Origin of the sequence: Streptomyces sp. KLMMK (assembly GCF_036961605.1) — a bacterium.
GTDB lineage: Bacteria > Actinomycetota > Actinomycetes > Streptomycetales > Streptomycetaceae > Streptomyces > Streptomyces telluris.
Genome location: NZ_JBAMDC010000233.1, coordinates 1 through 10,731, shown reverse-complemented (window position 1 = coordinate 10,731; position 10,731 = coordinate 1). Strand labels below are relative to the sequence as shown.

Below are 10,731 nucleotides of genomic sequence, written 5' to 3'. Positions count from 1 at the left end.
CTCCCGGGAACTGCTCGGCCGGCGCCCGCACGAGGTCAGCGACGGCCAGCTGCAGCGGGCCTGCCTGGCCCGGGCCCTCGTCCTGCGCCCGCGCTGGCTGATCTGCGACGAGATGACGGCGATGCTGGACGCGTCGACGGCGGCGGCACTCGTGGCGGCGGTCGAGACCTACCGCGCCGAGAGCGGGGCGGGCCTGCTGGCGGTGGGACACGACAGCGTGCTGCTGAACCGGTGGTGCGACGAGACGGTGCGGTGGGACGACCTGCTGAAGGCGAGCCCGTCCGGCGTTTGAGGAGCGGGGTCCGGGGCGGAGCCCCGTGCAGACTAGCGTCGGCTGTCCACGAGCTCACGCTCGGCCGCAGCGGGCTCCGCCCGCTCCGGCTCCGCCGCCTTCGGCGCCCTCCGCACCGTAGCCACGGCAACGCCGGCCAGCACGAGCAGCCCGCCCCCGACCGCGTCGAGCGACGGCAGGTTCCCCAGGAACGCCGCGTCAAGGCCGAGCGCAGCGACCGGCACCGCGTACAGCACCAGCGAAGCCGTCGACGCGGTCGTGGCCCGCAGGGTCCGCGACCAGGTCCAGAAGGCCATCGCGGTGCAGCCCAGGCCCAGCCAGAGCACCGCCAGCGTGCGGTGGCCGTCGGCCGCCGCGATCTGTCCCACCGCTTCGGGGGCGAGCGGCAGCAGCGGCACCATGCCGAACAGACTTCCGTAGAAGACGCATTCCGCGCCCGAGTACCGCTTGAGCAGCGGCTTCTGCAGGGCGAAGGACGTCGCCTGGGTAGCGGCGGCGGCGAGCACCATGAGCGCGCCCATGAGCGAACCGCTCCCGCCGCCCGAGGTGACGGCGACGGTGAGCGCGCCGGCGAGCGCCACCCCGAGACCCGCCAGGCCCCGCGTGCCGGGCCGGTCGCCCAGGAAGGCCATGCCGAGCACGGTGGTGAAGACCGGGGACGCGGCGATCAGCATGGCCGCGGTGCCCGCGTCCACGCTCTGCTCGCCGGCGCACAGCAGCACCTGGTAGGCCGTCATGCCGGTCAGGCCGAAGGCCGCCATGCGCAGCACGTCGCCGCGGTGCAGCCGGCCGATGCGCCCGAGGAACAGGCAGGGCAGGAGGACGGCGATGGTGATGGCCATGCGCAGGAGCGCGACGGAGGCCGGGGAGTAGTCCGGCAGCGCCACCTGGATGGCGGTGAAGGCGGAGCCCCACAGCAGCGCGGTGGCCGCCATCGGTGTCCACGGGGTTCGGGTGCGCTGTGCCGAGGTCATATTCGCAAGCTAACAACGGCGGATCTATAAGGCAAATAAAGGATTCTATCGCTTCCTCAAAGGAAGCCTTTGATGATGTCCGGCGGGTACATCCCGCGGTCAGCGCCTGCGCACCAGCGGGAACGGCAGCGTCTCCCGGATCGACAGCCCCGTCAGGAACATCACCAGCCGGTCCACCCCGATCCCGAGCCCGCCTGTCGGCGGCATCGCGTACTCCAGCGCCCGCAGGAAGTCCTCGTCCAGCTCCATCGCCTCCGGGTCGCCGCCCGCCGCCAGCAGCGACTGCGCGGTCAGCCGGCGCCGCTGCTCGATGGGGTCGATCAGCTCCGAGTACGCCGTGCCCAGCTCCGTGCCGAAGGCCACCAGGTCCCAGCGCTCGGCGAGCCGTGGATCGTCGCGGTGCGGGCGCGTGAGCGGCGAGACGTCGGTGGGGAAGTCCTTGTAGAAGACGGGCAGCTGCGTGCGCTCCTCGACCAGTCGCTCGTACATCTCCAGCACGATGTCCCCGCGCCCGTCCTCCGGCCGGTGCGGCACCCCGGCCGCGTCGCAGTGCCGCCGCAGCGCCTCCACCGGCGTGTCCGCGCCGATCTCCTCGCCGAGCGCCTCGGAGACCGCGCCGTAGACGGTCTTCACCGGCCACGGTCCCGAGATGTCGTGCTCGACCGGCCGGCCCCCGGCGTCCGCCCGCAGCGCCACCGCCGACCCGTGGGCGGCGACGGCGGCGCCCTGGATCAGCTCGCGCGTCAGGTCGAGCATCACGTCGTAGTCCGCGAACGCCTGGTACGCCTCCAGCATCGTGAATTCCGGATTGTGCTTGTACGACACGCCCTCGTTGCGGAACGTGCGGCCCATCTCGAAGACCTTCTCCATGCCGCCCACGCACAGCCGCTTGAGGTACAGCTCCGGCGCGATCCGCAGGTACAGGTCGAGGTCGTAGGCGTTGATGTGCGTGGTGAACGGCCGGGCGTTGGCACCGCCGTGGATCTGCTGGAGCATGGGCGTCTCCACCTCCAGGAAGCCACGGTCGAGCAGCCCCTGGCGCAGCGCCTGCACGGCCGCGCTGCGCGCCCGCACCGTCCTCCGCGCCTCCGGTGAGACGGTCAGGTCCACGTAGCGCATGCGCACCCGTGCCTCGGGGTCGCTCAGGCCGTGCCGCTTGTCGGGCAGGGGGCGCAGGCACTTCGCGATCATCCGGGCGCTGCTGACGAAGACGGTGAGCTCACCGCGGTCGGTGGTGCCGATCTCGCCCTCCGCCTCGATGTGGTCGCCGAGGTCGACGTGCGTGGCGAAGCGCCGCAGCCCCTCCCGGCCGCAGTCCTCCCGGGTGAAGGTCAGCTGCAGGTCGCCGGACCAGTCGCGGAGGACGGCGAACGCGACGCCGCCGTGGTTGCGGACCAGCAGCACGCGGCCGGTCACCGTCGCCCGCTCGCCCGTGCGGGAGGACGGCTTGAGCCCCGCGTGTGCGGCGCGGATCGCGGCGAGGGTGTGCGTACGGTGCGCGTCGACCGGATACGGCTCCACGCCCGCCGCCCGCAGCAGCTCCAGCTTCCGCCGCCGCACCCGCACCTGCTCCGGCAGGCCCGCGAGCCCGTCCCGCCCCGCCTCCTCGGCCCCGGACTCCAGGCCGAGCTCGGAGAGCGGCGGCAGCCCCGCGGTGGATGCCGGGCTGGTGATGCCCCTGGCCCGCCCGCGGTTCCACAGCTGGCCCAGGCTGGGCACCGCGACGAACCCCTCGGCGATGCCGGCGGCGAGCCCGATCCGCGCCAGGGCACCCGCGTCCGCATAGCAGAGGAAGCGCGGGTGCCACTCCGGGTTGTACTTCACGTTCGAGCGGTAGAGGGCCTCCAGCTGCCACCACTTGGAGAAGAACAGCAGCAGCTTGCGCCACAGCCGCAGCACCGGCCCCGCACCGATTCGCGCGCCCTCCTCGAACGCGGAGCGGAACACCGCGAAGTTCAGCGAGATGCGCTTCACGCCGAACCGCCCGGCCTGCGCGCACAGCTGGGTGACCATGAACTCCATGACGCCGTTGGGCGCGGCCCGGTCACGGCGCATCACGTCCAGCGAGACCCCGTCCCGCCCCCACGGCACGAACGACAGCAGGGCGATCATCGCCCCCTCGCTGTCGAACGCCTCCACCAGCAGGCAGTCGCCGTCGGCGGGATCGCCGAGCCGCCCCAGCGCCATCGAGAAGCCGCGCTCGGTCTCGGTGTCCCGCCAGGCGTCCGCCCGGTGGATGACCTCGCCCATCTCCTCGTCGGTGAGCGCCGAGTGCCGCCGGATGCGGACGGTGGCACCGGTGCGCTCCACGCGGTTGACGGCCTGCCGTGTCACCCGCATCTCGCGCCCGTCCAGGTCGAACGAGGCGACCTGCAGGATCGCTTCGTCACCGAGCTGGAGCGCGCCCAGGCCCGAGCGGGCGTACGCCTTGGCGCCCGCCTCGCTGGCGCCCATCACGGCCGGCTGCCAGCCGTAGCGGCCCGCGACCTCCAGCCATGCGTCGATCGCCGGCGTCCACGCCTCCGGATCGCCCAGCGGGTCGCCGGAGGCCAGGCAGACGCCCGCCTCCACCCGGTAGGTCACCGCCGCCTTGCCGCTGGGGGAGAAGACCACGGCCTTGTCCCGGCGGGTCGCGAAGTAGCCCAGCGAGTCCCGGCCGCCGTAGCGGGCCAGCAGGGCGCGGATCCGGGGCTCCTCGTCGTCGTGGAGCGCCGCCTCCAGGCGCTGCGAGCGGAAGAGCGACATGGCGGCGTTGAGCAGCGCCAGCGCGCCGAGCAGCCCCAGCAGGAAGTACAGCCAGTGCGGCGGGTGGCCGGTGAAGTGCCGGCCGCTCACCAGCCCGCCGCACACCTTGTTGGCGACGAACAGCAGCCGGTTGCCGCCCCCGGGCTCCAGCGACCCGGGGAACAGGGACACCAGGCCCCAGCCCACCAGGATGGCCACCGTGAGCCCCGCCGCCAGCACGAGCGAGGCCCGCAGGAACGCGCCCCGCCGTGACGCCGCGTAGAACTCCCGGCGGGCCAGGATCAGCAGCGCCATCGCGGCCACGCACAGCACCAGCGAGGGGATCGTGTCCCAGTAACCCACCACCAGCAGCAGGACGTCCGCGACCAGCAGCAGGGTCAGATAGGCGAGGACGAACCACAGCGTGACCCGCTTGCGGGCGGCCATCGCCGCCGCGAGGAGCAGCAGGAAGACGGCGTAGGCCAGATTCGGGGCGGTGGGGACGGTCAGCGTGTCCAGCGCCTCCGTCAGCGGCAGCGCCGCCCGCCGCAGCGGCATGATCAGGGAAGTGATCGCACAGAACAGGCCGAGGGCGCCGAAGAAGATCGCAAATCCGTTCGGCACCCGGTGCAGCAGCCGCCGCCCCGCGGACTCGCGCTCCCCGCTCTCCGGGCCCTGCGGAACCGGTGCGGGCCGCTCCGCGGAAGGCCTGCTGTCGGCGGCTGTGCGGCTCATTCCGCCAGCCTAGGCACCCGGCGGACGGCCTGCCTGCCGAGCGCACCGGCCCGGACGGCGACGCTCGTACCTGAATGGAGTACACCTGCTGCCCCGGCCCGGGGCGCCGTGTGGGCCAGACTGACGGACAACCGCTCCGCCGAGGAGGTTCGCCATGGCCATTTCGATCTCCGTGGTCCTGCTGTTGCTCGTCCTGGTGGTCGTGTTCATGCGCAGCGGCTCGCTGCGCATGTCGAACGCCCTGGTCTGCGTCCTGCTCGGTTTTCTCCTGGCGAGTACGAGCATCGCGCCGACGATCTCGGACGGCCTGGCCACCACGACGCGCATCGTGAGCGGCGTACGGCCCTGACGACGCCCGGGCCGGGCCCCGCTGTCAGGGGGACCCGGCCCGGGATTCCGCCGTGCTGCGCCGCTGGAGCCCGGTGCCCCTAGCGCCCGATCTCGACGTCCTCCAGGACGCCCAGGGCGTCCGGCACCAGGATCGCCGCCGAGAAGTAGGCGCTCACCAGGTACGAGGAGATCGCCTGCTCGTTGATGCCCATGAACCGGACATTGAGGCTCGGCTGGAACTCGTCCGGGATACCGGTCTGGTGCAGGCCCACGACACCCTGGTTGTCCTCGCCGGTCCGCATGGCGAGGATCGAGCTCGTCCCCGACTCGCTTACCGGGATCTTGTTGCAGGGCAGCAGCGGCACTCCGCGCCACGAGCGCACCGAGGAGCCCAGGACGTCGATGGACTGCGGGTACAGACCCCGGCCGGTGCACTCGCGGCCGAACGCGGCGATGGTGCGCGGGTGGGCGAGGAGGAACTGGGTCTTGCGGCGGCGCGCCAGCAGCTCGTCGAGGTCGTCGGGGGTGGGCGGGCCGCTGCGGGTGTGGATGCGCTGGCTGATGTCCGCGTTGTGCAGCAGGCCGAACTCGCGGTTGTTGACGATCTCGTGTTCCTGGCGCTCGCGCAGCGCCTCGACCGTCAGTCGCAGCTGCTGCTCGAGCTGGCTCATCGGGTCGTTGTAGAGGTCGGCGACGCGGGTGTGCACCCGGAGCACGGTCTGGGCGACGCTCAGCTCGTACTCGCGGGGGGAGAGCTCGTAGTCGACGAAGGTGCCGGTGATGGCGGGCTCGCCGATGTGGCCCGAGGTGATGGCGATGTCGGCCTCACCGCGCTTGTTCTGCGCCCGCGCCGGGCGGGAGGCGTACGCCGCGACGTGCTCGCGCAGCGCCTCCGACCGCTCGGCCAGCGCCTGGAAGGTCTGCAGGGGAAGGGCCAGGACCGTGCAGCGCGTGACGGCGCGGACGGTGAACCCCCACGTGCCGTCCGGGTCCAGGGGGACCTGCTCGCCGAAGTAGTCCCCGTCGGCCAGCACGCCGAGCACGGTCTCGTCGCCGTACTTGCCGGTGCCCGTCTTGTTGAGCTTGCCGTGGGCGACGAGGAAGATGTGGTCGGCCGGGGCGCCGGCTTCGACGAGGGTGTCACCCGCCGCGTACTCGCGCTGGACGAAGCCGTCCGCCAGCGCCTCCAGCGTGTCGTTGTCGCCGAAGTCCCGCAGCAGCGGGAGCTCCCCGAGCTCCGGCGGGATGACCCGGACCTCCGAGCCGGTGGAGATGAACTCGACCCGGCCGTCCCCCACGGTGTACGTGAGCCGCCTGTTCACCCGGTAGGTGCCGGCGGACACCTGTACCCAGGGCAGCACGCGCAGGAGCCAGCGGGAGGAGATCCCCTGCATCTGCGGTACGGACTTGGTCGTCGTGGCGAGCTGGCGTGCCGCTGTGGTGCCGAGGCTGAGCTGTGCCTCCGTGGCCGATGCGACCTGGCCGGACTCCACTGACGTGGTCATAGCTGCTGATCACCCATCTGTATGCGGTACGGGGCGCGGATTCGCGGTGCGGGGCGTGGTGCGGGCGGCCCCCGGCGGCTGCGGCCGGGGACCGGTGGCCGGGGTCAGTGGCCGATTTCGACGTTCTCCAGAATTCCGAGCGCGTCCGGCACCAGCACGGCGGTGGAGTAGTAGGCGCTCACCAGGTAGGAGATGATGGCCTGTTCGCTGATGCCCATGAAGCGCACCGAGAGGCTCGGCTTGTATTCATCGGGAATTCCCGTCCGGTGCAGCCCGACGACACCCCGGGATTCCTCTCCGGTGCGCATGAGGAGCACGGAACTGGTGCCGTTCTCGGAAATCGGGATCTTGTTGCACGGAAAGATGGGAATTCCACGCCATGCGGGCACGGAGTGGCCGCCGACGGCGGCGGGGTCCGGATAGACCCCCCGGCGGTTGAACTCCCGGGCGATGGCCGCGATCGTGCGCGGGTGGGCCAGCAGGAAGCTCGGGTCCTTCCAGACCGTGGCCAGCAGCTCGTCGAGGTCGTCCGGGGTGGGCGGGCCGCTGCGGGTGTGGATGCGCTGCTTGAGGTCCGCGTTGTGCAGCAGGCCGAACCGGCGGTTGTTGACCAGCTCGTGCTCCTGGCGCTCGCGCAGGGCCTCGATGGTCAGCCGCAGCTGCTGCTCGACCTGGTTCATGGGCTCGTTGTAGAGGTCGGCGACGCGCGTGTGGACGCGCAGCACGGTCTGGGCGACGCTCAGCTCGTACTCGCGGGGGGAGAGCTCGTAGTCGGCGAAGACGCCCGGCAGCGCCGGCTCGCCCGAGTGGCCGGAGGCCACGTCGATCGCGGACTCGCCGTGCTCGTTCTGCGGGCGGGCGGTGGTGGTGCGGAACGCCTCCACGTGGGACCGCAGCCCGGCCGCTCCCTCCATGACCTCGTGGAACGCCTGGCGCGGCATGGTCAGCACGGTGCAGGCGGTGACGGCCTTGACGGTGAAGTCCCAGTTGCTCTCCGACGCCGCGGCCAGGGCCCGGTCGCCGAAGTAGCCGCCGTCGGCCAGGACGCCGAGGACGGCCGGATCGCCGTACTCGCCCTCACGGATCTTGTTGAGCTTGCCGTGGGCGATCAGGACCACCTGGTCCGCCGGTTGCCCGGCTTCCACGACGACGTCGCCCGGGCGGAACTCCCGCTGGGTGAAGCGGCCCGCGAGCGCTTCGAGCACCTCCGGGTCGTCGAAGCCGCGCAGCAGTGGGAGCTCGCCCAGCTCCGCCGGGATGACCCGCACGTCGGCACCGGTCGAGACGAACTCCACCCGGCCGTCGCCGAGAGTGTGCGTCAGACGACGGTTGACCCGGTACGTACCGCCCGGGACGTGCACCCAGGACAGCATCCGCAGCAGCCACCGCGAGGTGATTCCCTGCATCTGCGGAACGGACTTTGTCGTGGTCGCCAGATTCCGCGCGGCCTCGGTGCCCAGGCTCAGCCGGCCGGGATCGTTATTGCCGCCGGTGCCGGTCTCCACTGACGTCGTCATATGCGAATGCCCACCCATCCGTTATGGAAACAGGCCGCTGCGGACCTGCTGAAGAATTCCCCTGGCCGCCCCCGAAGCTAGCAGTGGGATATCGGCGGGCGCAGTCACTCAAAAGGGTGGATTGATCGATGATGTTACGTTCGGAGGAAAACGCCGATGCCGTTTGCCACCGGCCGCTCGGCCCCGCCCGACGGATGATTGCGGACCACCGTCCGGCCGCTGTCCGGATCGCGGGTGACCAGTGTGCTCGAGCCTCCGCCGTCCAGGTTGACGGCGTCGTCCGCGCCCAGGTCGCGCATCAGGTCGGCGAGCTCGGTGACGGTGAGCCCCGTCCGGTAGTCGGCGCCGCCGTCCAGCGCCAGCAGGTAGAACAGCCGCCCCTCGTCGCTCAGGCCCGCGGCGGTCCGCACGGCGGAGGTCGCGCCGTCGAGCCCGGAGAGCGGCCGGCCGTCGCGCAGCACGGGGAAGCCGCCGATGGCGAAGTGCAGCGCGCCGCCGTGCGCCGGCTTCAGCCGGTCCTGGACGCGCACGGTGTCACCGACCTTGAGCTTGCGCAGCTCCCGGGCCCCCGCGTCCCGCCCGACGAGCACCAGCGTGCCGGAGGCGATCGCGCCGCGGCCGGGCTTGTGCGCCGAGGCCGTCACCTTGCCGTTCCGGACGGTCAGTTCGTGGGTCTCGTCGGTGCAGGGCGCGCCCCTGCTGGTGTCCGTGCCGCAGGTGGCGCGGACTCGTGAGGCCGTGCCCCAGGAGGGGGTGTACGCGCCGATGCCGCCGACCGGCAGGGCGTACTGGTTGAGGCCGCGCAGCGGCAGTGTCCTGCCCTCGGCGGTCACGGTGCCCTCCAGGGTGAGCCGGTCCAGCCGGCCCCTGTAGTCGGTGCCGAGGCCGATGACGTCCCGGGTGTTCACGCCGGGCGGCATCGCCGGCCCGAAGCGCTGCCCGTTCGGCACGGCCGCGCCGAGGCGGCGGCCGTTCGCGATGGACGGCCCGACCGGTGCACCCGTCGCCTCGACCCCGGGGTGCTGGGTTTCCGTGATGTTGAAGAAGTCGCCGTTGACCCCGGCCACCGCGTCCCCGTCGGCCGCCATCCGGGAGACCGTCGACCTCGCGGCGACGGAGCCCGGGTGGAGCAGGTCGAGCGAGACGTCGGGCCGGTTCAGATCGACCCTCAGCACGTGCCCGTACGCCGGGCCGTGGGAAGCCGACAGGGAGAACTCCCGGTACTCCACGCCCGGTGCGACCGGTGCCAGGGAGCGGTACTGCAGTACGGGCCGGTCGCCCGCATCCGCCCGAGCGGGGCCTCCGCCGCCGATCAGCGCGGCCCATGCCACCAGAACCGTCAGTACCGAGCGCGTGCTTCTTCTGCGTCTCTTCACAGTCACCCCAGAGGTCCCGTCAACTCTGGCACGTAGCAGAACAGTTCACCATGCCCCGAAAGAACGACAGGCAACGCGCCGACGTCGACGCGGGCAACTCTCGGCACATCTCTGCCCAGAGGCCCGTCCGGCCCGGATACTCACAGGTGCCGGCAGGGTGCACGCACCGCGGCCGCACACTGGCACACACACCGGCCTGGGAGTTCCTGGAGAACTGGGAGAGCCGCCATGAGTCTTCGCACGCGCCGCTCAGCCGTCGTCGGCCTCGGAGCCGCCCTCGGCGCCGCGCTCACGGGGTCCTTCGCCACCCCGGTCTTCGCGACCCCGGTCGTCGCAGCGCCGGCTGCCGCGGGGCGCGAAGCGTCCGGTGCGCCCGGCAGGCCGCCCCTGCGCCGGGCGCACGCGCACAACGACTACGAGCACACCCACCCGCTCATCGATGCGCTCTCCCACGGGTTCGCCGGCGTCGAGGCGGACATCTGGCTCGTCGGCGGGCGGCTGCTCGTCGCCCACGACGCCTCGGGCCTCGACCCTGCCCGCACCCTCGAAGCCCTCTACCTCGACCCGCTGGAGCGCCGGGTCAGAGCCGGTCACGGCCGCGTCTACCAGGGCTACGACCTCTCGTTGCGGCTCCTCGTCGACATCAAGACCGACGGCGCGGCGACCTACCGGGAGCTCTCGCGCCGCCTGCGCCGCTACGGCACGCTGTTCACGTCCTGCGCCGACGGCCGGATCCGCCGCGGTGCCGTCACGGCGGTCGTCTCGGGTGACCGCGGCGCGCGGGGGCCGATGGCGGAGGAGCGGCTGCGGCACGCCTTCTACGACGGCCGGCTCGCCGATCTGGGCGGCGGTTCGCCCGCGTCGTTCATCCCTCTGGTGAGCGACAACTGGAGCGCCGGCTTCGGCTGGCAGGGCGTCGGCCCGATGCCGGCCGCGGAGAGGGCCCGGCTCCGGCAGATCGTGTCCGCCGCGCATGCCGAGGGCCGACGCGTGAGGTTCTGGGCAACACCCGACCGGCCGGGCCCGGCGCGCGAGGCCGTGTGGCGGGAGCTGCTCTCCGCCGGCGTGGACGTGCTCAACACCGACGATCTGGCCGGCCTGGAGGCGTTCCTGCGCGCGGGCTGAACGCCGCACGGAATGTCCGGATCCGGGAGGGAACGTGTAGCGGTTCCGTCACCGCCCGCCGGTGCGTGCCCGTCCGGCGGGACGCTGGCCGCATGGCCACTCCACCTGGACCGCCGTACGGGCCGCCCGCGGGTCCTCCTCCGGGCGGCTTCG

8 protein-coding genes are annotated in these 10,731 nt (G+C 72.3%); 3 read left to right on the top strand and 5 right to left on the bottom strand.

Annotated elements, in window-relative coordinates:
* Positions 1-292 (top strand): ATP-binding cassette domain-containing protein (locus V7793_RS25920; protein WP_336010442.1); only part of this gene is annotated, 292 nt, incomplete at its 5' end.
* A gap of 32 nt (positions 293-324) precedes the next feature.
* On the opposite strand, the gene V7793_RS25915 is transcribed toward V7793_RS25920, so the two are convergent.
* Together V7793_RS25915 and lysX are read right to left on the bottom strand one after the other, a co-directional pair.
* Complete coding sequence (locus V7793_RS25915; RefSeq protein ID WP_336010440.1) at positions 325-1,266, bottom strand: DMT family transporter; 942 nt, start codon at positions 1,264-1,266, stop codon at positions 325-327.
* 99 nt (positions 1,267-1,365) lie between these two features.
* Entirely contained in the window at positions 1,366-4,725 is a 3,360-nt protein-coding gene (lysX, locus tag V7793_RS25910) for a bifunctional lysylphosphatidylglycerol synthetase/lysine--tRNA ligase LysX (RefSeq protein ID WP_336010438.1), read from the bottom strand.
* A gap of 154 nt (positions 4,726-4,879) precedes the next feature.
* On the opposite strand from lysX, the gene V7793_RS25905 reads away from it, so the two are divergent.
* Positions 4,880-5,074, top strand: a complete 195-nt coding sequence (locus tag V7793_RS25905; protein ID WP_058042787.1) for a hypothetical protein — start codon at positions 4,880-4,882, stop codon at positions 5,072-5,074.
* 79 nt (positions 5,075-5,153) lie between these two features.
* On the opposite strand, the gene V7793_RS25900 is transcribed toward V7793_RS25905, so the two are convergent.
* The 3 genes from V7793_RS25900 to V7793_RS25890 all read right to left on the bottom strand — a co-directional run bounded on the left by V7793_RS25900 (position 5,154) and on the right by V7793_RS25890 (position 9,408).
* Positions 5,154-6,560, bottom strand: a complete 1,407-nt coding sequence (locus tag V7793_RS25900) for a family 2B encapsulin nanocompartment shell protein (RefSeq protein ID WP_336010436.1) — start codon at positions 6,558-6,560, stop codon at positions 5,154-5,156.
* A 104-nt stretch (positions 6,561-6,664) separates the two neighbouring features.
* Positions 6,665-8,077, bottom strand: a complete 1,413-nt coding sequence (locus V7793_RS25895; RefSeq protein WP_336010434.1) for a family 2B encapsulin nanocompartment shell protein — start codon at positions 8,075-8,077, stop codon at positions 6,665-6,667.
* Positions 8,078-8,211: 134 nt separating this feature from the next.
* Positions 8,212-9,408, bottom strand: a complete 1,197-nt coding sequence (locus V7793_RS25890) for a phosphodiester glycosidase family protein (RefSeq protein WP_336010432.1) — start codon at positions 9,406-9,408, stop codon at positions 8,212-8,214.
* Between the two features lie 273 nt (positions 9,409-9,681).
* Here V7793_RS25890 and V7793_RS25885 point away from each other — a divergent pair, with 273 nt between their 5' ends.
* Positions 9,682-10,578, top strand: a complete 897-nt coding sequence (locus V7793_RS25885; protein ID WP_336010430.1) for a phosphatidylinositol-specific phospholipase C/glycerophosphodiester phosphodiesterase family protein — start codon at positions 9,682-9,684, stop codon at positions 10,576-10,578.
* Positions 10,579-10,731: the final 153 nt, after the last annotated feature.